This window comes from Saccharothrix sp. BKS2, assembly GCF_047689505.1.
Classification (GTDB): domain Bacteria; phylum Actinomycetota; class Actinomycetes; order Mycobacteriales; family Pseudonocardiaceae; genus Actinosynnema; species Actinosynnema lopnurensis.
The window spans coordinates 249,121-272,211 of record NZ_JAUQOL010000007.1; the positions used below are offsets into that span (position 1 = coordinate 249,121).

The following is a 23,091-nucleotide window of genomic DNA, read 5'->3' on the forward strand; positions in this document are numbered from 1 at the left end:
GGCGCCGCGCCGCCGGACGGGGGGCGTTCACGCGGCCCGCCGGACCCGGGTGGCGCGCTCGGCCCGCCGGGCCGCCACGACCGCCAGGACCACCGCCAGGACGAACACCGCAGTCCCGGTCCAGACCATCCACGGCTGCACCGACATGGGCGCGCCGTGGTGCGCGCCGGGTGTGCGGCCACCGTCGCGACCGCTGACCACCACGGCGACCAGCACCCCGATCGCGGCGACGACCACGACCGGCGCCGCCACCCGCCGGCCCGCCACCAGGGCGCTCCCGGCCCGCCCGAGCCGTTCGCCCGGTCGTCCCGGCGCGAGCAACCGCGCCAGCAGCAGCACCGCGACCGGGAGCTGCAACAGCCACAGGGTGGTGCGGGGCCAGCCGTCGAACCAGACGTTCGTGCCGTACAGCAGGGTGTGCCAGGCGCTGAGGACGTAGACGACGAGAACGAACCGGTGCAGCGCCCGCCACGTCCGGGCGCCGGTGCGGGCGCGCAGGTAGTAGGCCAACCCCAGCGGGATGGCCAGGTAGAACGCCAGCAGCCCGAGCAGGACCGCGACCCGACCGGTGCCGGAGGGGTACCCGCCGGGCACGAACACCTCCACGAACGCGCTGCCGACCCGACCGGGCCAGCCCAGGCCGTACTCGTCGACCCGCACGAGTTCGGCGAAGAACCAGGCCGCGTGGGCGAACATCAGCCCGATCGTGGTCAGGCTCGTGGCGCGGTGCCACCGCTCGACACCGGCCGGTGACACGCTCGTCCACCTCGGCCGGGCGCCGGAGCGGACGAGCCCGAGCACCGTGGTCAGCCACGCCCACAGCAGCGCCGTCCAGCCGAACGCCTGGCACAGCCAGTACATCAGGTAGGTGTCGGCGTCGGCGAGGAACGGCATCACCGCGACGGTCGCCGACGTCCCGGACCGCACCCGCGCGTACAGCCACGCGAAGATCAAGGCGGTGATCACCAGCGCGGCCGCCGCGTCGACCGCGGCGGTCCTCAGGTCCGCCCGCAACCCCGGCCGACGTCGAGCGCCGTCGACCGCCACCCTCGCGGGGACCACCACGCCACCACCTCCACGACCGGGACGGCGCGCCGGTGCGCCCCCCTCGGTCGAGCAGTCGGTGGTGGGGCCCGGGAAGTTCCCGTCACCGACTGCCTCGACCGCGCCGGGAACCCGCCCGAACGGCCGTCAGCGGCCGTCAGCGGCCCGGCGTCGCGGCCCTGAGCAGGCGCAACTGCCCGATCTCGGTCACGTTCTTCATCAGCTCGGCGTTCACCCACGCCGCGGTGTGCCCGACCGTGCGGTCCGGCCACGGGAAGGTGGACGGCGCGGACAGGTCCAGGGTCGGCAGCAGCTCCACCCACTCGTCGCGCAGGCCGCGCAGCCACTCCACCACCCGGTCCGGACCGGGCCAGGTGATCTCCACCCGGTCGCGCGGGGTGCGCTCCCGCGCGTGGTCGATCGCGACCGACCACCACCAGCCCAGGTGCCAGGAGACCCAGGCGATGGTGGGCACGGGCACCGGGTCGGGCTCGGTCTCGGCCCAGTCCGGCACCCCGTCCCGGACCGTCCACACCGAGCCGGCCGGTTCCCACAGGTGGTCCTCGGGCACCAGCCGTTCCAGGTGGTACTCGAACAGGGCCCAGGTCAGGTCGAACTGCCAGCGGAGCAGGTCGTGGTCGGACATGCGGTGGATTGTGCCCGGCCGCGCGGCGATCCCACACGCAATCGGAGTCAGCCGCCGGTCGGCAGCGCCTCGTCCGGGCGGTCGAGGGGGAGGCTGAGCGACAACCCGGACGTCGAGGTCGCGGTCAGGGTCGACGACTCGACCGCCAGCTCCCCGAACGGGTTGGACTCGGACAGGTAGCAGACCCAGACCAGCGAGCGGTCCTCGGCCAGCCGGGCGAAGAAGCCCTCCGAGCCGTGCGAGCCCTCGCCGGCGCACGCGTAGCCGCCGGGAACGCTGATCTCCCTGGTGATGTCGATCGAGGTCAGCCACTCGGGGTCCTCGGCCAGCAGCTCGCCCAGGTCGAACTCCTCGACGAGGCGCAGCCCCGCACCCGCGACCTCGACCGCGTACGAGCGGCCGTCGGCGAAGTAGAGGCCGTCCTCGATGGGCAGGCGCGCCGCCGACCAGAGGGTGGTGATCTCGCTCATCCGCGTCTCCTCCGCCGTCCTCCGCCGCAGCCCGGGGGCAGGGAGGCCGGTCGTTCGCTCAATCCGGTGTTGGGGACCGGCTCGCCGTTGAGCCTGTTGCGCGGGTCGCGGAAGCGTTCCTGGAACTTCTCGGCCCACGTCTTGCCGGTCGTCGAGTCGGGGTGCGGGGCGTTGGGGTCGACCCGCTGGACACCGACCGGCACGCCCGCCTCCCGCGCGGCGTCGAGGCGGCGGTTGTCGTAGCTGACCAGCTGCCCGTCGATCTCCATGACGTGCACCGGCGACCGGTCCCAGTCCCACTGGCCGTTGCGCATCGCGTCCGCGTACTCGTTCTGGGTGATGCTGCGCTGGGAGAAGTTGATGTCGTGGGGATCGAGGAACTCGATGTCCCTGGTCTCGGTGAGGCCGAGCGCGTCACTCCACCCGGTGGGGTTGTGCACGTACCCGTGCGGCGACGGCCCGCCGAACAGCCCCAGCGGGTCGGGGCTGGTGTAGCGGGCGGCGAGCGGGTCGTAGTAGCGCAGGTAGTTGTAGTGCAGCCCGGTTTCGGCGTCGTGGTACTGGCCGGGGAACCGCAGCGGCGTGTCCGCGGTGCCGGTGCGGGCACCCGCGGGCAGGCCCCACAGCGTCGACTCCCGCCGCCAGGCGGGCACCCCGCGTTCGTCGACCAGTTCCGTGGGCGTGCCGACGATGTCGGTGACGATGGCGTAGAACTGCCGGTCGACCCACTCCTGGCCGACGCGCGACCGCTCGGTCTGGGTGAGCGGCCGGAAGCTGTCCGGGGCGAACTCCCAGGTCGTGCCGTGCCCGGCGGAGTGGGTCTGCTCGGCGAGGACCGAGCCGTCCCAGGCGAAGTCGACCCGCTCGGCCACCGATCCGTCGGGCGCGAGGCGCAGCTTGGCGATGCGGCGGCCCAGCGGGTCGTACCGGTAGGACCACCGCGTGCCGTCCGGCGTGGTCACCGCGACGAGGCGGTCATCGGCGTCCCACCGGTAGTGCCACGTGTCGGGCTTGCGGGACAACCGCTTGCGCTGCCGCAGCACGACGCGGCCCTGCGCGTCGTGCTCGTAGCGCGCGTCGCCCGAGGTGCGCACCAGGGTGCCCTCGTGCGTGGAGTCGGGCGTGGTGACGTTGCCCGCCGCGTCGTAGGCGTACCGCTCCCGCCACCCCGGTCCCTCGACGCCGGTGACCCGCCCGAGGGGGTCGACGCGGTAGCCGCGCGACGGGCCGGCCGAGTCGTGGACCGCGGTGAGGTTGTCGTCCGCCTGGTACTCGTACCGGCGGTGCGCCACCTCGTGGCCGCCGGCGAGCAGCACCTGCCCGGTCAACCGGTGGTTGGTGTCCCACGCCTGGGCGAGGACCAGGTCGCCCGTCGACCGGCTGACCTCGTGGCCCGCCGCGTCGTGGTCGAACGCCACGACCCGGCTGCCCGCGGTGAGCCGGGTCGGCCGGGAGTTCCCGTCGTACTCCCAGGAGGTGGTGGCGCCGGTCGGGGTCCGCCTGCGCACGCGCCGGCCGACCGCGTCGTACGCCGAGGCGACGGTGCGCCCGTTGACCGTCTCGGCCAGCACCTGGCCCAGCGGGTCCCGGGTGTAGGACAGCTCCGCGTCGTCGTTGCGGGCGCGGGTGATCCGGCCGAGCTCGTCGTACTCGACGGTGGTCACCGCGTCGCCGCACCGCCGCTCGACGATGTTGCCCAGGGCGTCGCGGGTGAACGTGGCCGTCTGCCCCGCACCGTTGACCCGTTCGACGAGCCTGCCCGCCGCGTCGTGCCGGTAGGTCAGCACGCGGCCGTTGAAGTCGGTCTCCCGGACCAGGTTGCCCACCGCGTCGTACTCGTAGCGCCAGACCAGGCCCTGGGCGGTGGTGACCGAGGTCAGCCGCAGGGTGCGGTCGTAGCCGAACTCGAACCGGCTCCCGTCGGGGCGGATCTCGACCGAGGGCAGGTTGAAGTGCGTGGTGGCGACCCTGCGCACCCGGCCGAGGGGGTCGACGTGCTCGACCTCGTTGCCCTCGGCGTCGTAGCGCCACCACTCGGTGGCCCCGTCGGGACGGGTGCGGGCCAGCGGTCTGCCCTCGACGGTCCAGGCGTACTCGGTGCGCCCGCCGAGCGGGTCGACCACCGCGGCGGCGCGGCCGAACGCGTCGCGGACGTACCGGGTCGTCGCGCCCGTGGCGTCGGTGACCGCGACCGGGATGCCCGCGTCGTCGGTCTCGATGCGCCGCACCGCGCCGAGGGCGTCGGTGACCGCGCGCCGGTGACCGCGGTCGTCGTAGGCGTAGCTGGTGACCGCCCCCGCCGGGTCGGTCTCGGCCAGCAGGTTGCCGCGCTCGTCGAAGACCTGCCGCCACACCCCGCCGTCGGGGGCGACGAACGTGGTGACCAGGCCGTGCTCGTCGTACCCGGCGATGGCCTGGGTGCCGTCGGGCCGGGTGGTGGTGGTCAGGTTGCCCGCCTCGTCGTAGGCGAAGCGGGTGGTGTGCCCGAGCTCGTCCGTGCGGGCGACCAACCGGTTGAACTCGTCCCACTCCTGGGTGACGGTGTGGCCCAGGGGGTCGGTCCTGGCGGTCAGGCGTCGCCGGTCGTCGAACCGGTACGTCGTGGTCGCCCCGAGCGCGTCGGTGAACCTGGTCGTGCCCTCCTCGTACTCGAACGCGCCGTCGAGGAACCCGCCCGAGCCCTCGTTGCCGACGCACCGGCCGCGCGCGTCGTAGTGGTAGCGGTACCACTCGCCGTTGCGGTCGGTCCACTGCGTGATGCGGCCCGCGTGGTCGTAGTCGAACCGCATCGGCCTGCCGGAGGAGTTGACCACCTCGGTGAGCTCGTCGCCGTCGTAGCGGAACCCGGCGACCACGACGTCGGCGCCGCGCAGCCGCAGCTCGGTCACCAGGCCCCGGTCGCTGCGCACGTCGACGTGGTAACCGCCGCTGTGCCGCACCGCGGTGACCGTGCCCGCGGCGTCGCGGTCGAACTCGATCCGGTTGTCGTTGCGGTCCGTCACCGCCGCCAGCGCGCCGTCCGCGCCGAACCACAGCGTGCGGCCGGTGCCGCGCCGGGTGATCGCGTAGCCGTCGCCGACGCGCGACAGCGGCCACCGGGCTCCCACCTCGGGCAGCACGGGCTGCCCGGCGGGCTCCGGGTAGACCAGCACCACGCCGTCCTCGGCCAGGAACAGCACACCGCGCGCGTCGAACTCCAGCCGCTGGTCCAGCGTGGACGCCCAGGACGGCCCGAACGAGCGGCCCGCGCGGTAGGACGAGACGTGGGTCCGGCCCAGCACCAGCGGCAGCACGCCCGGCAGGTCGAGGTCGGTGTGGGCGAGGACCATCTCGCCGCTGACGACGTCGATCGGGTCGTTCTCGCAGACCCGGTCCGGCTCGGGCGTCCTGGTGTCGTTCGGGTCCGCGGGCCGGTGGGGGCTCGTGTCGGGGGAGGTCCCGCTCGGGGACGTCGTCCCGGAGGGCGAGGTGGTGCCCGAGGGGGACGTGCCGTCGGGGGTGGTGCCGGAGGGCGTGGTGGGTGCGTCGGCGTCGCGGATCGTCGGGACGTCGGTCCTGGGGGTGCCCGGGGCGCCGGAGGGGGTGGTGGTGCCGGGTGCGCCGGGTGTGTCGGTCTTGCGGCCGAGTGTGCCGAGCTTCCGCATGATCTCGCCGAGTTTGTCGAGGACCTGGCGGATGCGGGGGGTGACGTTGCCGATGGTCTTGACCAGCTTGCGGACCAGGTCGGAGATGCGGTTGCAGACGCGGGCGATGGTGGAGGTGGCCTGGGCGACGATGAGCGGGGTGGCCAGGCCGAGGGTGGCGACGGCTTCGAGGGCCCAGGTGATGAGTTTGCCGACGACCTCGGCGACGAGGTCGCGGATGATCTCGCGGACGGCGGCGACGACCTCGCCCATGACCATGACGCCGACGCCGATGCCCTCGGCGAGGGTCGCGGCGCCGGCGATGGCGTCGGCGGTCTGGGCGGCGTGCCCGCGGTAGTTGTCGGCGGCGGCGCCCTGCCAGCCGGGTGCGTCCTGCTGCCCCAGTTCGGCGGCGATGCGGCCGACCTCGCCGGCGACGTTGCCCCAGGTCTCGCTGAAGGAGCGGATCACCGGCGGGTCCCCGGCGAACCAGTCCAGGGCCTCCTTGAGCGGCTGGACGTGCTCGATCAGCCACCCGACGCCGTAGGAGGCGACGGTGCCGACGGGGTCGATCACCATCGACAGCACTTCCAGCCCGACGCCGACGCCGCCGAGTCCGGCCTCGACCCAGCTGCCGTCGGAGATGCCCTGGGCCAGGCCCTGCGCCGACTCGGCGATGCCGATACCGGTCAGCGCGGTGGTGTCGCTCTGCGGCGCGGCGACCAGCGGGTTGCTCACCGGTGCAACCCGTCCATGCGCGCCGACTCGTCGGTCTCGCGCTGGTCGTAGGCGCGGGAGGTGTCACGCAGGCCCGCCGCGTTGTCGGCCACCGTCTCCGCCGCCTTGACCAGGGCCTCCACGCCCATGTCCTCGAAGGGCTGCAACAGCATCGCGAACGGTTGGCACACCACGCCGTAGGCGGAGTCGTTCATCGCCACCGTTCGCGCCGCGTCCGCCGCCGCGCGCAACCGCTCCGACAACCCCTCCACCCGTCCCGCCAACGCGCCGATCTCACCCGTCAGGGCCTGGTAACCGCCGGTCATCACATCACCCCAGGTAGCTCTCGCCGCTGAAATCACCGTCGTCGTTCCCACGCGGGCGACGCGGCGGTCCTGGCGGCGGAGACTCCGGCTCGACCGGCGGGAAGTTGCGCTCCGCGGTGGCCACGATGTGCCGCCCCGACTCGGTCCCGCCCACGGTCTGGTCCACGATCCGCGCCAACTCCGCCGGGTAGGCGGCCTGCGCCGCGCGCATCGCCTCCATCACCGCCGCCGCGACCTGCTCCGGTCGCAACCGCGACACGCCCTCGGTCATGACCACCGCGCTCGGGATCCCGTTCGAACCGACGGTCACGCTCACCGCCCCGCCCGCCGCCGAGCGGGTGATCGAGATCCGCTCGACCTCCTGCCGCATCGCCTCGTACCGCGCCGCCTTCTCCTGCGCGTTGCGCTCCCAGTCGTCCACCAGGCGCTGCACGTTCGTCAACGGATCGGTCATCGGTTCCCCCTCCGGTGACGGTCAAGACCGCGCCACGCTACTGCGACTGGGACGACCGCGGAGGTGAGTACGTTCCCAAGATGACCGGTTCGGGCGAACCGCTTGACCCGAACCGCCGCACCCGCCGCGCACGGCGCCGGGATCGCCAACGCCCGCCCGTCCCGTGGCGGCCACCGGTCGGAGAGGCGACCGGCGACGTGTTCGAGCCCTCGATCTGTTAACGCTAACAGGATCGACTCCCAGGTGAGGGGGAGAAGCTGCGGAGGCTTGCCTTGGCTCTTGACATGATCGTGTCCTGTGTCACACACTGGCTTCGCATCCTATGTTAACGCAAACATCGTCGGTTCCCGAGCGGCGCGCCCCTCCACCGAGGAGATCGACACCGGTCCGGTCCGACCCTCCCACCCCTGCCACCGGGAGCGCGCAATGCTGTCAGCACACCGCGGGAGGCGGCTCCTGCCGCTCGTCGCCGCCCTCCTCACCGCCCTGTCCCTGACCACGGCGGTCCAGCCCCGGGCCGAGGCCGCGCCCGGTCCGTCGTTCACCAACCCGGTCGTGCCCGCGCCCAACAGCGCGGACCCGACGCTGGTGCAGCACAACGGCAACTACTACTACGTCGCCACGACGTGGAGCTCCGACATCCTGATGCGCCGGTCCTCCACGATCGCCGGCCTGCGCGGCGCGCCCGAGACGCGGATCTTCACCGCGACCCAGAACGAGGGCTGCTGCACCATGTGGGCCCCGCACCTGGAGCAGGTCAACAACCGCTGGTACGTCTACTACTCGGTGGAACCCCGCTCCGGTTACGGTCAGCGCCGCACCCACGTGCTGGAGAGCGCCGCCAACGACCCGGCGGGCCCCTACACCTACCGCGGTGTGCTCGACCTGGTGCCCGGCAACGGCTGGGCCATCGACGGCGCGGTGCTCAAGCTCAACGGCGCCCTGTACTTCCACTACTCGGCCTTCCACGCCGACGGGCTCCAGTCGATCTACATCGCGCCGATGAGCTCCCCGACCGCGGTGTCCGCCCACGGCACCCGGATCTCGGCGCCGACCCTGGCCTGGGAGCGGCAGGGCCAGCCGGTCAACGAGGGCTCGTTCGCCCTCCAGCGCAACGGCCGCACGTTCCTGACCTACTCGGCCAGCTACTGCGGCACCGCGGACTACAAGCTGGGCACGCTGGAGTACCGCGGCGGCGACCCGCTGGCGGTCTCGTCCTGGTACAAGTTCCCGAACCCGATCTTCCAGCGCAACGACGCCAACGGCGTGTTCGGTCCCGGCCACCACTCGTTCTTCACCTCGCCGGACGGCACGGAGACCTGGATCGCCTACCACGCCAACTCCTCGGCCTCGCAGGGCTGCGGCACCACCCGCACCACCCGCGTGCAGAAGATCTCGTGGAACGCCGACGGCACGCCCAACCTCGGTGTCCCGGTCCCCACCTCGACCGTCCTGCCGGGCCCCTCGGGCGAGAGCGGCGGGTCGACCACGCGGGTGCGCGTCCGCAACCAGCACAGCGGCCTCTGCCTGGACGACTACGAGTTCGGCACCGCGCCCGGCGCGGAGGTCCGGCAGTGGACGTGCAACGGGGCCACCGTGCAGGACTGGTACCTGGCCCCGACCGGCGACGGCTACCACACCCTGACCAACGGCCACAGCGGTCTGTGCCTGGACAACAAGGACTGGGGCACCGCGGCCGGTTCGGTCGTGCAGCAGTGGACCTGCAACGGACTGGCCGTGCAGCAGTGGCGGCTGACCACCACCAGCGGCACCACCACCCTGGTCAACCGGTACAGCGGTCTCTGCCTGGACGACTACGACTTCGCCACCGAACCCGGCGCCGAGGTCCGGCAGTGGACCTGCACCGGGCAGGCCAACCAGCGGTGGCTGGTCGGCTGACCGCCGGGGACGCGGTGGCCCACGTCCGCGACGCGCTCTCCCTCGCCCGCCTGCGCGGGGCCCGGCTGTACCGGGCCGACATCAGCGGGGACGCGCTGACCGCGGTGGCCGGCCGGTTCCGGCGGTGAACCCGCGCTGGGACCGGGCTCCCCCGGGGCGGCGCGGTGCCCCGGGTCGTGCGTCCGTTCTGGTAGGACGTCGTAGGACCCCTCCCGGCACGAGACACCACGGAGACGCCATGACAACCCCGCCGAGTGACCCCACCACCGCGCCCGGCCGCCCGCCCGTCGTCGACCGGGCGACCTGGCAGGCCGCCCGGGACGAGCTCCTGGTCCGCGAGAAGGCCCACACCCGCGAGGGCGACGCCATCGCCGCCGCCCGCCGCCGGCTGCCGGTGGTGGAGTTCGACGCGACCACCGAGGTCGTCGGACCCGACGGTCCCGTCCCGTTCCTGGACCTGTTCCGGGGCCGGGACGAACTCGTGGTCTACAAGCACATGTGGCACGACGGCGCGCCGCACCAGGGGCAGTGCGAGGGCTGCACCGTCAACGCCTGGCACCTGAGGGACACCGCCTACGCCCAGGCCCGCGGTGTCTCCTTCGCCGTCCTGACCACGGGTCGGTGGGAGGAGGTGGCGCCCTACGTCGAGTTCATGGGCTACGCGCAGCCCTGGTACTCGGTGCGCGACGTGGCGGAGCCGGTCGGCGGCGACATGGGGTTCATCACCTGCTTCCTGCGCGACGGCGACCGCGCGTTCCTCACCTACTCCACGACGGGTCGCGGCAACGAGGCGGCCGCCGGCACCTTCGGCCTGCTCGACATGACGCCCCGCGGTCGCGGCGAGGCGTGGGAGGACAACCCCGAGGGGTGGCCGGAGGGGCGCCACTCGTGCTGGTACTGGCGCTCGGACGTGGACGGGAACCCCACCTGGGGCCCGACCAGCCGCCCCGTGCCGCAGTGGACCCGCCCCGGCGCGACCCCCGTGGAGACGCTGGGACGGCACGGCCACCACTGACCGGTCACCCCTGCCCGCTCACCTGTGCCCGCTCATCCCTGCCCGGCGCGGTGCTCCGCCAACCAGACCTCGGCGTACGCGACGGCCTCGGCCAGCGGGAACAACCGCGTGCCCGCCGCACCCACCCGGCCGTGGTGGACCGGCCGCTCCCCGACGAACGCCGCGCCCAGCTCCGCGAAGTCGTCGCCGTCGACGGCGACGTCGCGGACGGTCGTCCAGACCCGACCGCGCGGTGTCGTGATCGCGAAGGAGTTGTCGGCCCTCGGCGGGGCAGGGAGGCGGTACTCGGCCAGGTGGAACGCGGTGCAGGAGTCGAAGCCGACGCCCAGCAGCAGGACCCGCGCGCCCAGCGCTTCCAGCCGCGCGAGCGGACTGCGCTCACCGAGTTGGCTGTCCAGGGCGTGGTCCGCCACCACCTCGGCGGCGCGCGGCCCGATCGCGGCGAACGAGGTCTGCGGGTGGGCGCTGCGCAGCGCCCCCGGCCAGGTCCGCACCACCTCGGGGACCACGCCCATGCCGCTCGACGGGGTCGTGCGCGGGTCGTAGGGCGGCATCGAGGCGCGGATGTCGGCCCACCACGACTCGGGCACGGGCGGGTTCCGCCACCGCGCCGGGTCGGAGTTGTCGCCGCACTGCGTGGGCACCACCAGCGTCCCGTCCGGGCCCAGGACGCCGAGCAACGCCGACACGACGGCCCCGGCCCCGCCACAGACCCAGCCGAGCGAACTCAACGAGGAGTGCACGAGGACGGTGTCACCGGCGCGCAGGCCCGCCTCGCCGAGTTGGGCGGCGAGGGAGTCCCGCGTGCACAGGGGGCCGGTGGGCGGTTTCGGCACCGCCGCAGGATAGGGACCGCCACATCCGAGCCAGCCACCCGAGCTACCCGAGCCACCCGCGTTGGACACCGAGCCACCGAGCCACCGAGCCACCTGCGTCGGCCGGCCCCGCCAGGCCACCCCGAGTCCGGTTCGGACACCGGCCATCGGTGACCCAGGCGCGAGCCGAACGCCGCGGCCGTAGAGCCGCGGCGTCCGGTCGTGCTCCCGGTGCGTCAGTTCGGGCAGGCGTAGTTGCTGCCGTTGCCCGGCAGCAGGTCGTCGCGGACCCAGCCCCGCCTGTTGGTGGTGGCGTTCCGCAGGTAGGTCCACGTGGCGCCGTCGTTCCCGAGCGTCCAGCAGTGGTAGTCCAGCTGGTGGGAGGGCTCGATGGTGCCGACCACAGTGCAGGACGTCGACGAGCCGGTGCGGATGCGCGCACCGGAGGTGCCGCCCGTGATCGCCGAGATCGGGTCCGAGTTCGGCGGCACCACCGAGCTGTTGCAGGCGTAGTGCCGGGTCGCCACGTCGTCGCCCCCGGTCGTCCCCGCTTGCGCCGGAGCCGCGAGCAGCACCGCCGGCAGCGCCATTCCCGCGACCGCCGCCGCCAGCCTCAACGTTCCCCTCATGTTCTCCCCCTCTTTCGGTCTTCCTGTCGGTGTTTCCCCAGGCAGAAGCGACTGTCCTCCCGACGGGTGAACTTCACAAGAGTGTTGCGCCAGAGCGAAAAAGTCCGGTCATCATGTCCCCAGGGGACTTCAACCAGGGGGGAAACACCTTGCTGCGCATCCATTTCACGATCGACGACCTCGTGCGCACGACCGTCGCGCCGACCGCCGACCCGCTGTGGGAGGTGGTGCTCGCCGGCGACCGCTTGCGCGACCACGTTCAGCCACGGGTATTCCACGACTGGGTGAACGCGGTGCGGAAGCGGCTCGACCGCCGCGACCCGGCGCCGCGCCTGCTGCACGTGCTGGCGCCGGTGTCGGACCTGCTCACGCCGGCGGAGTCGGCCGACGGGCTGGAGGCGGGGCTGGCGGCGCTGCGCGCGACGCCGCCGCACCGGCTGGCGGCGGAGCTGGGGCGCCTGGGACCGCTGCCGGCGTGGGTCGACCCGCTGCTGGGCGGGCCGAGGGGCCCGGCCGTGCTCGCGGACGTGGTGCGGCACCTGCACTCGGTGCTCGTCGAACCGCACGCCGAGGTGGTCCGGGAGAGCGTCAACGCCGACCGCGCCCGCCGCGCCCGCGACCTCGTGGACGCCGGCGTGCCGGGCCTGCTCGCGGGTCTGCGCCCGCACGCCCGGTGGGACGGCTCCGTGCTGGAGGTCGACTCCCCGCACGACCGGGACCTGCACCCGCGCGGCCGGGGGCTGCGCCTGGTGCCCTCGTACTTCGCTCGCCGGCCGGGCACGCTCGCCGACCCCGACCTGCCGCCGGTGCTCGTGTACCCCATCTCGGACGCCGACCGGTGGACCGGAGCCGCGCCGGGCGGGCTGGACGAGCTGCTCGGCCCGACCCGCAGCGCCGTGCTGGAGTGCGCCCGCACCGGCGCGGGCACCACCGAGCTGGCCCGCCGCGTCGGCACGTCGCCCGCGTCGGTGAGCCGGCACACCGGGGTGCTGCGCGGCGCCGGCCTGCTCCGGACGACCAGGCACGGCACGCGGACCGTGCACTCGCTGACCACGCTGGGGGAGGCCCTGGTGACCGGACGCGTGCCGGCGTCCGGGCGGTGAGCGCGGTGGCGGTGGACCGCGGTCGGGCGCCACCGCCGCGCAACGCCGCGCGGTCAGGGCCACGCGCACCCCGGGTCGACCACCGCGCGTGCCCCGCCGCCACCTGCGGCGAAGACCGGTCCGGGGGCGCCCGCGGCGACAGGCTGTTCCGCCGCAGCCCCGCCGCCTGCGCGTACCCGGCCGCCCGCCCGCCACCTGCCCGGCGACATGGCGCGGGCCGCCGACGAGGTGGTCCGGTAGGCGGGCTCCGCCGCCGCTGGTCGTGGGGAGCGGTCGCGGGACCGGATGGCCGGCCCGCTCTCCGCCGAACGGCTCATCCCCGTGGGGCGGGCCCGGTGTCGGTCGTGCTCCAGGCCTGGCCGGTTCTGCCGGAGGCGGCCGCCGCCTTCCGTTGTCGTGGTCGCATCAGTGCAGGTCAGCTCCCGAACGGGGGAGGTCGTTGCCCAGGTCGGTGTAGTGGTCGCGAGCTTGCCCAAAGTTTCGTTGAAGTTTCGCTGAGTGACGTATACGCTACTGCTTGTTTCTGGGAGCGCTCCCATATCGATCACCGCCGCTCAATCACTCCAAGAGTGGAGGCTCAACCATGCGTATGCGCAGTACCTCCGGGTCCGCCAACCGTCGGCGGGGCATCATCGCGTTGGTCATCGGCATGCTGGCCACCATGTTCGTCTGGACCCCGACGGCCTCGGCGCACGGCACGATCGTCGGCCCCGCCACCCGTGCCTACCAGTGTTGGCAGAGTTGGGGCAGCCAGCACACGAACCCGGCCATGCAGCAGCAGGACCCCATGTGCTACCAGGCGTTCCAGTCCAACGCCGACACCATGTGGAACTGGATGAGCGCGCTGCGGGACGGGCTCGGCGGCAACTTCCAGGGCGCGACCCCCAACGGGCAGCTCTGCAGCAACAACCTCTCGCGCAACAGTGCCCTGAACAACCCCGGCAAGTGGCGGACCACCAGCGTCGGCAGCAGCTTCCAGATGCACCTGTACGACCAGGCCAGCCACGGTGCCGACTACTTCCGGGTCTACGTCAGCAAGAACAGCTACGACCCCAGCACCCAGCGGCTCGGGTGGGGCGACCTCGACCTGGTCACCACGACCGGCCGCTACGCCCCGGCGAAGGACATCAAGTTCAACGTCCAGACCAACGGCTCCTACCGGGGTCACCACGTCGTGTTCACCATCTGGCAGGCTTCGCACCTGGACCAGGCTTACATGTGGTGCAGTGACGTGAACTTCGGCTGACCAGCCGGCTGAACCGAAGAACTGTGCAGTGCCCAGCCCGGCGCCGGCGGTATCGGCGTCGGGCCGGGCTTTCTCCACCGGTGACATCCCCGGGGTGCTCTTGACGCCCGCCGAGGGCGCCGGTCCCCGACACCGAACACGCCGTGGACGACCGGCGACGGGTCGGTCTCAGCCGTACCGTTCGACGAGTGCGTTGCCGATCGAGGCCAGGTGGTCCCGCACACCCGCGGGGCCGGTCACCTCCAGCCACTCGACCAGCCCGGCGAGCTCGCCGGCGAGGGCGTACTCGTTGTAGCCGCGGATCACGACCTCGACGCGGCCGTCGGTCGTGGGACCCCCGATCTCGAGCCGGTCGCCGAGCACCATCCGGAGCCGGGCCGTCCCGTCGGGTGCGCAGGTCGCCTGGATCTCCAGGGGCGTCCGCCTGCGGTCGACCTCGTCGGCGATCTCGCGCCAGCTCTCGGCGAGGTCGAAGTCGTCGGGTCGGCGCACGGGGTCGCCGGTCGGGTCGGCGGACGACACGCGGTCGACCCGGAAGGTCCGCCGGCCGGCGTCGGTGTCGCAGACGAGGTACCACGACGGGCCCTTGGCGACGATGCCCAGCGGGTGGACGGTCCTCCCGGTCTCGGCGCCGTTGCCGTCGACGTAGCCGAGCCGCACCTGGACGCCGCGGATCACCGCGTCCTGGAGCTCGTCGAGGAAGCGGGGCGGCGGCCGGTGCCGGACCCGGTCCGACCCCCACCGTTGCGGGTCCACGACCAACGACGACGCCGCCGCCTCGGCCTGCGCCCGGAAGGGCTCCGGCAGGGCGCGGACGAGCTTGCGCAGCGCCGCTTTCACGGCCGGCGCCGCGGCCGAGGCCGGGCCGGCGACCAGGAACAGGGCGCGGGCCTCACCCGCGGTCAACCCGGACAGGTCGGTGCGGGCGCCGCCCACGAGGCGCCAGCCGCCGCCCCGGCCCTGGATGGAGTACACGGGCACCCCGGCCACGGCCAGGGCGTCGAAGTCGCGGCGGGCGGTGCGCTCGGACACCTCCAGCTCCCGGGCGACCTCCGCCGCGGTCAGCTGCTCGCGCTGTTGCAGCAGCAGGAGGACGGCCATCAGCCGGTCGGCTCGCACACCGGCAACACTCCCACGGGAAACCGGTCACGGGGTGACCTGTTTCGGTCGGCACGATGGCGACCCGACCGCACCGGCCGCCGGCTGCGCCGACGCCGACGAACCACAGGGAGAAACGCGATGTCCGATCCGACCGACTTCCCCGAACCCACCACGGTTTCCGTCAACGGTGTGGAGCTGGAGGTCTTCGAAGCGGGCCGGGAGAACGCGAAGCCCATCGTGCTCTGCCACGGCTGGCCGGAGCACGCCTTCTCCTGGCGCCACCAGGTGCCGGCCCTGGCCGCGGCGGGCTACCACGTCATCGTCCCGAACCAGCGGGGCTACGGCAACTCGTCCCGCCCGGCCGAGGTGACGGCCTACGACATCGAGCACCTGTCGGGTGACCTCGTCGCACTCCTCGACCACCACGGCTACGAGGACGCCACCTTCGTCGGCCACGACTGGGGCGCGTTCGTCGTCTGGGGCCTGGCCCTGCTGCACCCGGACCGGGTGAACGGCGTGGTGGCGCTGAGCCTGCCCTACCAGGAGCGCGGAGAGGTGCCCTGGATCGACTCCATGGAGGCCGTGCTCGGCCCCGACTCCTACTTCGTCCACTTCAACCGGCAGCCGGGCGTCGCGGACGCCGTGCTCGACGAGCACACGGCCCAGTTCCTGCGCAACACGTTCCGGAAGGACGAGCCCCCGAAACCTCCTCGGCCGGGTATGGCGATGATCGACCTCGCCACGGCGGAGGCACCCCTCGGCGAGCCCGTCATGAGCGAGGACGAACTGGCCGTCTTCGTCTCCGCCTTCGCCTCGACGGGCTTCACCAGCAGCATCAACTGGTACCGGAACCTCGACCGCAACTGGCGCCTGCTGGCCGACGTGGACCCGGTCGTCCGGCAGCCCGCACTCATGATCTACGGCGACCGCGACACGATCCCGAGGTCCGAACGCCTGGCGGAGTTCGTGCCCGACGTGGAGGTGACCGGTCTGGACTGCGGTCACTGGATCCAGCAGGAGAAGCCGGACGAGACGAACCGGGCGATCCTGACGTGGCTGGACCAGCGGGCCGCCGCCCGCCCGGCGGCCCGCTGAACGCGCCTCAGGCCCGCGAGTCCCACCAGTCGAGCACCCGCGTCCCGGACAGGGTGAGCCACTTCGACGGCTCACCCGCCGGCACGTCGACCTCGAACCACACCCGGCCGGGGTGGCGGCGGGCCTGGAGCCAGGTGCCGTCCGGCTGCCTCGCGGCGCGCACGAGCCCGATCGCGTCGGCCATGCGCGGGTCGGGGGGAGTGCCGTCGAGCAGCGCGGCCTCGCGGAAGTAGTCGGCCGCGTTGAGCACGCTGTAGAACCAGCGGAACGGGTAGGAGAAGCGGTCCACCCACGGCGCGACCGGCTCGCCCGTGGACAGGCGGCGGAAGAGGCCGCGCCGCAGCAGGTACTCCTCACCGGCGCGGCGGGCGGCGCGGGTGGCGTCCGTGCCGCCGGTCGCGACCTCGTGGGCGAGCAACCCCTTGAGCGAGTTGAGGGTCGAGTGGAACGAGGAGCGCGTCGAGCCCTCGACCCACTCGCAGTTCCAGCCCCCGTCGGGCAGCCGGTGCTCCACGAACCAGTCGACGACGCCGGCGACGTCGGCCCCGAGCCACACCCCGTTCGCGACGGTCCACGCGTTGATGCAGCAGTCGACCTCGCCGCCCCAGTACGGCAGGTCGTCGTACTCCCAGCGGCTGTTCTCGGCGAGCAGTTCGACCGTGCGGCGCCTGCGCAGGACCTCGGCGTCCACACCCCACTCGCGCAACGCGTTCAGCGCCCAGGTCGTCGCCGTCCACGGCTGGCCCGCGCCTTCCACCGCTTCGGGGCCGTTGAAGTCGAAGCCGGCGGGGAAGAACGCGCCGCCCGCCCACTGGCCGTCCGGGTCCTGGAGTGCGAGCAGGCGGGCGCCGAAGCCCTCGGTGGCGACCCTCGCCCGCGTCGCCCCCCACACCTCCGGTGGCTCGCCGAGGAGGTCGCGCTCCACCTGCCAGCGCAGAGCCGGGTCGGAGTCGAGCAGCCAGGTGGTCGAGGCCGTGGTCACCATGGGGGGCGACGGTAGTCGACCGGTTCCCGGGCGGTGGTCGGAAGGCCCTCGGCCGGTGGTGCGGTCCGGCTACCATGACCGGGTGGTCGAGGGCGAAGGCGTCACCGCCAGGCAGGCGTCGTTCGGGGGCAGGGGAGCGCGGCTGCTGCTCCGCTGGTGCGCCGTGTCGTGCTGGCTCGTGGTCCCGATCCCCGCGGTCGTGCTGTTCACCACCGACGTGCCGTGGTGGGCGGGCGTGCCCATCCAGGCGTTGGTGCTGCTGCTCATCCTGCCGATCGGGATCGCGCTGTGGTTCGACGCGGACCAGCACCGGGAGGACACCGGGCGGTTGCTGCGCGCCGGCCGCCCGGCGGTGGCGGAGGTGGTCGAGCTGGAGCTGGTCGACCCCGGCGACGGCAGCGCGGACACCGCCGTGCTGCGCCTGCGCATCAGCGGCGACGACGTGCCCCCGTTCGAGGCGACCTACCGCGGCTCCGCCGACCCGGAATTCCGACCCGGCGCGCTGCTCCACGCGACCGTCGACCCGGCCGACAACCTGTTCGTCCTGAGGAACCTCCACCGGTCCTGACGCAGACGGCTGAGGCGGCACACGCGTGTGCCCGAGCCGTCGGCTCGGGCACACGCGAGCGGTTCGGAAGTGGAGGTCATCCCGCGTAGTGCACGTCCGGCCACGGTGGGGTGGTCATGCCGTTGCCGATGTGGAAGGAGGGGTGTGGGGGTTGGTTGTAGGCGGTGTTCTGCCAGGCGATGGCGACGCGGTACTGGGTGTCGTGCATGAGGGTGGGGATGCGTCGGTCGGTGGGGGTGGGGGTGGAGTAGATGCGCAGGCCGGTGTTGTCGGACTTGCGCCAGACGACTTCTTCGCGCCAGTCGCCGAGGAGGTCGGCGGAGAGGGCGGGGGTGGCTTTGGTGCCGTTGTTGGAGGCGACGCCGGAGCCGGTGAGCAGGCGGGTGTCGCCGCCGGTGCCGTATTTGTCGATGCGGGTCTGGTCGAGCAGTTCGCGGGTGGGGTCGCCGTCCCACCAGATCAGGAAGTTCGCCGACGAGGGCTTGCGGCCGATGCCGGTGCCGCGGGTGTTGCGCAGTTGGCTGTCGGCGTTGGACCAGGATTCCGCGCCGGGGCTGCCGGGGTGGATGTCGCCGGAGACGCCGCGGCCGTTGTCGCTGCCCGAGGCGGTGGTCCAGAGGCGTTGGCCGGTGCGGGCGTCGGCGAACCAGGAGCCGGGCTGGTTGCTGCTCTCGGAGACTTTGAAGTATTCGAGGCCGGGGCGGGTGGGGTCGAGGTCGCCGACGTGGCCGGCGTCGCCGTGGCCGAGGCCGGTGGTCCACAGGCCGCGGCCGTTGTCGTCGATGGTGGCCGCGCCGTAGACGATCTCGTCCCGGCCGTCCTGGTCGACGTCGGCGACGCTGAGGGAGTGGTTGCCCTGGCCGGCGTAGCCGGAGTTGCCCGAGGCATTGGAGTCGAACGTCCACCTCTTGGTCAGCGCGCCGTTGCGGAAGTCCCACGCCGCGACCACCGCGCGGGTGTAGTAGCCCCGCGCCATGACCAGGCTGGGGCGGGCGCCGTCGAGGTAGGCGGTGCCGGCGAGGAAGCGGTCCACCCGGTTGCCGTAGCTGTCGCCCCAGGAGGAGACGGTGCCGCGGGGCGGGTCGTAGTTCACCGTGGACACCGCCGCGCCGGTCCGGCCGTCGAACATGGTCAGGAACTCGGGACCGGTGAGGATGTAGCCGCCGGAGTTGCGGTGGTCGGCGCCCGCGTTGCCGATCACCGTGCCCCGGCCGTCGCGGGTGCCGTCGGCGGTCTTCATCGCCACCTCGGCCCGGCCGTCGCCGTCGTAGTCGTAGACCTGGAACTGCGTGTAGTGCGCACCCGCCCGGATGTTGCGACCCAAATCGATCCGCCACAACCGGGTGCCGTCCAGCCGGTAGGCGTCGACGAACACGTTGCCGGTCACACCCGACTGCGAGTTGTCCTTGGCGTTGTCCGGGTCCCACTTGAGCACGAACTCGTAGTCGCCGTCACCGTCCAGATCCCCCACGCTCGCGTCGTTCGCGCCGTACCCGCTGCCCGGCGACGAGATCGGCACATCCCGATAACCCGAACCGAACGACAGGGAGGCGGGCGACGCCGGCTGCTCGACCCCGCCCACCACCGCGCGCACCGTGTACGACGCATCCGCCGCCGCACCACCGTCCAGGAAATTGGTCGAGGCGGTGACCGGACTGCCGTTGAGCTTCGTGCCACCCCGGTAGACGTTGAACCCCACGCTCTGCGGATCACCCGCCAACAACCGCCAACTCACCAGGTTCCCACCACCCGACCGCACACTCACCACACCACGATCCAACCGCTCCACCTGCCTGCGACCCGTCGGATCACCAGGAGCGGGACCCGGACCCGGGTCCGACGTGGTCGTCGTCGTGGTCGTCGTCGTAGTGGTGGTGGTCGTGGTCGTCGGGGCCACACCACCCGTGCACACCGTCCCGTTGAGCGCGAACGACGCCGGCGTACCCACCTCGCTGCCGCTCATCGTGCCGTTGAACCCGAACGACGCCGTACCACCGGTACCGATCACCCGGTTGTAGTCCACATTGGACGCGGTCACACCCGCACCCGAAGCGGCGAACACCGCGTTCCAACCCTGGCCGTACCGCTCCGAACCCGGAAACGCCCACGCCAGGCTCCACCCGTCCACCGGATCACCCAGGTTGGTGATCGTGACACCGGCGGAAAACCCACCCTGCCACCTGTTCTGCACCACGTAATCGACCCCACAGCCAGGAGCGGCCGACGCCACTCCCGCCACCGCGAGTCCGCCGGTCAGTGCGCTGATCGCCGCAGCGGCGACCGCCATCCGTGTGCGCGAGGTTATGAGCACCGTTGCTCCATTCGCTCTGCTCTTTCTGGGAGCGCTCCCAGAAAGAGCTGGACGTGTCCGTTCGACAGCGTGGTCGTTCACGCCCGTCGTCCTCGACGGTGAAACGATTCACTTCCTCCCGGCAGCGATCTGGAAAGCGCTATCCAGAAGGCGGTCACCCTGGGTCGGGCTGCTTGCGCGGCCTTGGTCGTCATCGGGATTCGCTTGGCACCCAACCTGTTCAGGCACCCGGGATGTCGAGGTAGACCGTACGAACGCGGTCGACCCGGTGTCAACCGCCTGTTCGATAAAGTTTCGCCACCCGTCTCGGCTGATCGAGCGACGTGGTCCCGCAGGACGGGCCCGCTCATCCGTCTGGTCGAGAAGCAGCAGGGCTGAATGGCTCCAGTGCACTGCTACCTCACTCTGGGAGCGTTACCAGACCGTTCATCGACGTGAACCCGGCGCTCACGACTCGGCAAGCGCTTTCCCACCTGTCCGGGACGGCTGCTCGCGCAACACCCGGATCTTCCGCCGGACCCGCCACAGCGCGATGACGGTGCCGAGGAACAGCGCCAGGGCCCCCAGCGCGGTCCAGGGCACGGCCCACACGGACGCGTCGGCGGTCGCGGGTTCCACCGCGCCGCCCAGGGACTGCGCCGCCGAGGCCACGGGCTCGGCCCGGACCCGCACGTCGAGCGGACCGAGCGGCCAGACGCCGGCGACGGTCAGGGTGAGCGTCACGGCGTTGCCCGGCAGCAGTTCCGGCAGCACCTCGCCGGTGGTCGAGCGCTCACCGAGGCCGAACGGCCCGCTCACCGCCGCCGAGGGGCGCAGGGCCAGGCGCAGGTTGCCCTCGTTGACGATCGTGCAGGTGACGTCCACCTCCCCGGTCCCGGCGGGGTTGGGGGTGCCCCGGTAGGTGGGGGTCACCGAGTCGACGCGCACGGAGGCGGTGATGGGCCCGGCCACCCGGACGTAGAGCCTGCTGCCCACCCGGCGCTCCACCTCGACCGGGGTGTTCCCGCCGGAGGTCAGCGCGGCGACGAGGCCGCCGACGTGGTCGCCGGGCTCGGCGTCGGCGGGGACGGTGACGCTGAAGGGCACCACCACGGTGTCGCGGGCGGGGACGACGACCTGCGGCGAGGAGAGGGTGACCCAGTCCCCGACGACGGCGGACGCCTCGTCGCGCGCCAGCAGGTCGAACCCGCCGGTACCGGTGTTGACCGCGTCGCCGGCGTACAGGTCCAGGGTGAGGTCGCGCTCCCCGAGGTTGCGCACGGCCAGGTGGTCGTCGTAGCGCATCCCCGGTTCCACGACGTGGTCGAACCGGGCCCGGCCGTCGGGTCCGGACGCGGAGGCCGGGGCGACCGACCAGGTCTGCCGGTCGGCGGGCTGTGCCGCTGCGGGGAGCACCGGCAGCAGCGCGGCGACGGCGGCGAAGGAGGCGGCGCGGGACAGGACCGCCACGGCCAACGGGGTTCTCACGGGTGCTCCAGGAGGGGTGGTGCGGGTCCGCTCCTCGGAGCGGACCCGCACCGGGGGTGGGTCAGATGGCGGTGAGGATGAGCATGGCCCGGTAGGTGCCCGGCGCCAGGTCGGCGGGGGCCTCCAGACCCAGCTCGGCGCCCAGCTGGGCGGTGCCGCGCCCGGCGCCGGCCGGGGCGGTGCCCAGCTGCGACCAGGTGGCCAGGCCGTTGCCCGCGGTGAAGCCGGGGTCGACCCGCGGGCCGGCGGTCACGGTCTGGTTCGCCGTGGCGGACAGCACGGTGGGGGTCCAGCCGAGGTACCTGCCGCCGAGCTGCTGCCCGTCGACCGTGGTGAAGGCCCGCACCCGGCCCGAGGCGTTCCAGCCCGGGTTGTCGGCCCTGGTGTCGGTGACGGTGATCGGCTTGAGCGCGCCGGCGGCGGTGTAGCGGTCGGCGGCCGGGTTGAGCGTGAGCGCGCCCAGGTCCACCTCGCGGTTCTCCGGCGCGACGCTGATCGCCAGCACGCCCTCCTGCGCGCTCAGCGTCGTGGTGATGGTCGGGCCGTTGACCGGGTCGTTGCCGTGGTCGTCCACGTCGACGACGACCGGCGCGGACTCCGCGATCACCTGGTGGTCGTGGTTGTAGAGCGCGGCCTTGATCTCGCGGTTGTCGTCGGCGGTGCGGACGACGAACCCGTACCTGCCGGTGTAGGCGTCGGGCACGAACGACCAGTCGGTCTCACCCGCGGCGCGGGTGAACCAGTGGTAGTGCTCCTCGTCGGTCTGCGGGGTCTGCACCGCGGTCAGGGTCGCGACGCCGCCGGCGTGGTAGTGCGCGGCCAGCCCGGTGATGGTGAGCTGCGTGGCGGGCGTGCCGGGGTCGGGCCCGGGGTCCTGCGGCAGCTCCTCGCCGACGAAGAACGTGTAGGTGACGGGCTGGAGCTGCGCGGGCGTGCCGCCGGGCGGCGTGACCGCGGCGCGCACGGTCACCCGGTACTCGCCCTGCTCGGTGAAGCCCCAGTTGACGTGCTCGTGGTCGGCCGCGCTGGTGAACGACCTCGGCCCGCCGTCGGCGGAGGCGAGGAAGACGTTCGGGCCGTCCTCGCCGTTCTGCCACAGCGCGAACGCGCCGGGGCCCTGCACCGAGTCGAGGTCGTAGGTCACCGACGTGCCCTCGGCCACGGCGGAGCTGTGGCCGAAGCCGCCGAACACCTGGCCCGCCTGGGAGGTCTGGGGCAGCAGGTAGTAGGTCTCGCCCTGCGCCTTCCACCCGGGCAGGCCGGCGACGGTCGCGCTGACCGTGCGCGAGGCCACCGACGGCTTCGCCTGGATCACCAGGTCGGCGGGGGAGACGTTGCCGGCGGCGGTGTGCGCCACCAGCACGGGCGCGGAGTCCACGACGTCGACGTAGAACACGTCCACGTGACCCTCGGACACGACCTGCTTGTCGGCGTACGCGGCTTCGGCGTGGGCGGTGCCGGTGAGGGAGCCCAGGGTGAGCCCCAGGGCGGTGACCGAGGCCAGGGCGGCGGTGTGCCGCCGGGCCCGGCGTCCGGTTCTGCGGTCTTGCACTGCGTTCACGTTGTTCCTCGGTTCT

General features: G+C 72.9%; 20 protein-coding genes. 7 read left to right on the plus strand and 13 right to left on the minus strand.

The window, feature by feature from the left end; translation table 11 throughout:
- Positions 1-27 precede the first annotated feature (27 nt).
- The 6 genes from Q5530_RS17125 to Q5530_RS17150 form a co-directional block, all read right to left on the minus strand.
- Positions 28-1,065 (minus strand): iron reductase, encoded by a 1,038-nt coding sequence (locus Q5530_RS17125; protein ID WP_415363359.1) that lies wholly within the window; start codon positions 1,063-1,065, stop codon positions 28-30.
- A gap of 136 nt (positions 1,066-1,201) precedes the next feature.
- The gene (locus Q5530_RS17130; protein ID WP_415363361.1) at positions 1,202-1,690 is read right to left on the minus strand and encodes a DinB family protein; all 489 of its coding nucleotides are present in this window, start codon (positions 1,688-1,690) and stop codon (positions 1,202-1,204) included.
- Between the two features lie 47 nt (positions 1,691-1,737).
- On the minus strand, positions 1,738-2,160 hold the full coding sequence (locus Q5530_RS17135; protein ID WP_415363362.1) for a hypothetical protein: 423 nt from the start codon (positions 2,158-2,160) through the stop codon (positions 1,738-1,740).
- Complete coding sequence (locus Q5530_RS17140) at positions 2,157-6,521, minus strand: DUF6531 domain-containing protein (protein ID WP_415363364.1); 4,365 nt, start codon at positions 6,519-6,521, stop codon at positions 2,157-2,159. Before Q5530_RS17140 ends, Q5530_RS17135 begins: the two co-directional genes overlap by 4 nt.
- Positions 6,518-6,826, minus strand: a complete 309-nt coding sequence (locus Q5530_RS17145) for a type VII secretion target (RefSeq protein WP_380642204.1) — start codon at positions 6,824-6,826, stop codon at positions 6,518-6,520. Before Q5530_RS17145 ends, Q5530_RS17140 begins: the two co-directional genes overlap by 4 nt.
- A 4-nt stretch (positions 6,827-6,830) precedes the next feature.
- Complete coding sequence (locus Q5530_RS17150) at positions 6,831-7,280, minus strand: YbaB/EbfC family nucleoid-associated protein (protein WP_415363366.1); 450 nt, start codon at positions 7,278-7,280, stop codon at positions 6,831-6,833.
- Between the two features lie 426 nt (positions 7,281-7,706).
- Between Q5530_RS17150 and Q5530_RS17155 the strand changes: the two genes are divergently transcribed.
- From Q5530_RS17155 to Q5530_RS17165, 3 genes are all read left to right on the plus strand, one after another.
- Positions 7,707-9,179 (plus strand): family 43 glycosylhydrolase, encoded by a 1,473-nt coding sequence (locus Q5530_RS17155; protein ID WP_415363368.1) that lies wholly within the window; start codon positions 7,707-7,709, stop codon positions 9,177-9,179.
- Positions 9,164-9,307, plus strand: a complete 144-nt coding sequence (locus tag Q5530_RS17160) for a hypothetical protein (protein ID WP_415363370.1) — start codon at positions 9,164-9,166, stop codon at positions 9,305-9,307. Before Q5530_RS17155 ends, Q5530_RS17160 begins: the two co-directional genes overlap by 16 nt.
- A 110-nt stretch (positions 9,308-9,417) precedes the next feature.
- Positions 9,418-10,194: a DUF899 family protein gene (locus Q5530_RS17165; RefSeq protein ID WP_415363372.1), complete on the plus strand. Its 777-nt coding sequence runs from the start codon at positions 9,418-9,420 to the stop codon at positions 10,192-10,194.
- 32 nt (positions 10,195-10,226) lie between these two features.
- Here the strand turns inward: Q5530_RS17165 and Q5530_RS17170 are convergent, their stop codons facing one another.
- Both Q5530_RS17170 and Q5530_RS17175 read right to left on the minus strand, forming a co-directional pair.
- Complete coding sequence (locus Q5530_RS17170; protein WP_415363373.1) at positions 10,227-11,030, minus strand: aminoglycoside N(3)-acetyltransferase; 804 nt, start codon at positions 11,028-11,030, stop codon at positions 10,227-10,229.
- Positions 11,031-11,245: 215 nt separating this feature from the next.
- Entirely contained in the window at positions 11,246-11,638 is a 393-nt protein-coding gene (locus Q5530_RS17175) for an SH3 domain-containing protein (protein ID WP_415363375.1), read from the minus strand.
- Between the two features lie 149 nt (positions 11,639-11,787).
- On the opposite strand from Q5530_RS17175, the gene Q5530_RS17180 reads away from it, so the two are divergent.
- Positions 11,788-12,741, plus strand: a complete 954-nt coding sequence (locus Q5530_RS17180; RefSeq protein WP_415363376.1) for an ArsR/SmtB family transcription factor — start codon at positions 11,788-11,790, stop codon at positions 12,739-12,741.
- Between the two features lie 583 nt (positions 12,742-13,324).
- Positions 13,325-13,987 carry a lytic polysaccharide monooxygenase auxiliary activity family 9 protein gene (locus Q5530_RS17185; RefSeq protein ID WP_415363378.1) on the plus strand — a complete coding sequence of 221 codons (663 nt, stop codon included), beginning with the start codon at positions 13,325-13,327 and terminating at the stop codon, positions 13,985-13,987.
- A gap of 168 nt (positions 13,988-14,155) precedes the next feature.
- Here the strand turns inward: Q5530_RS17185 and Q5530_RS17190 are convergent, their stop codons facing one another.
- Entirely contained in the window at positions 14,156-15,106 is a 951-nt protein-coding gene (locus Q5530_RS17190) for a helix-turn-helix transcriptional regulator (protein ID WP_415363380.1), read from the minus strand.
- A gap of 120 nt (positions 15,107-15,226) precedes the next feature.
- Between Q5530_RS17190 and Q5530_RS17195 the strand changes: the two genes are divergently transcribed.
- On the plus strand, positions 15,227-16,183 hold the full coding sequence (locus tag Q5530_RS17195) for an alpha/beta fold hydrolase (protein WP_415363383.1): 957 nt from the start codon (positions 15,227-15,229) through the stop codon (positions 16,181-16,183).
- Between the two features lie 7 nt (positions 16,184-16,190).
- Here Q5530_RS17195 and Q5530_RS17200 read toward each other — a convergent pair whose 3' ends face one another.
- Entirely contained in the window at positions 16,191-17,168 is a 978-nt protein-coding gene (locus tag Q5530_RS17200) for a squalene cyclase (protein ID WP_415363384.1), read from the minus strand.
- A gap of 82 nt (positions 17,169-17,250) precedes the next feature.
- Here Q5530_RS17200 and Q5530_RS17205 point away from each other — a divergent pair, with 82 nt between their 5' ends.
- A complete protein-coding gene (locus tag Q5530_RS17205) occupies positions 17,251-17,736 on the plus strand; it encodes a hypothetical protein (RefSeq protein ID WP_415363386.1) in 486 nt (161 codons plus the stop codon).
- A 76-nt stretch (positions 17,737-17,812) separates the two neighbouring features.
- Here the strand turns inward: Q5530_RS17205 and Q5530_RS17210 are convergent, their stop codons facing one another.
- The 3 genes from Q5530_RS17210 to Q5530_RS17220 all read right to left on the minus strand — a co-directional run bounded on the left by Q5530_RS17210 (position 17,813) and on the right by Q5530_RS17220 (position 23,066).
- Positions 17,813-20,023 carry a cellulose binding domain-containing protein gene (locus tag Q5530_RS17210; protein ID WP_415363388.1) on the minus strand — a complete coding sequence of 737 codons (2,211 nt, stop codon included), beginning with the start codon at positions 20,021-20,023 and terminating at the stop codon, positions 17,813-17,815.
- A 471-nt stretch (positions 20,024-20,494) separates the two neighbouring features.
- On the minus strand, positions 20,495-21,514 hold the full coding sequence (locus Q5530_RS17215) for a DUF916 domain-containing protein (RefSeq protein WP_415363390.1): 1,020 nt from the start codon (positions 21,512-21,514) through the stop codon (positions 20,495-20,497).
- A 61-nt stretch (positions 21,515-21,575) separates the two neighbouring features.
- The gene (locus tag Q5530_RS17220; RefSeq protein ID WP_415363391.1) at positions 21,576-23,066 is read right to left on the minus strand and encodes a choice-of-anchor M domain-containing protein; all 1,491 of its coding nucleotides are present in this window, start codon (positions 23,064-23,066) and stop codon (positions 21,576-21,578) included.
- Positions 23,067-23,091 lie beyond the last annotated feature (25 nt).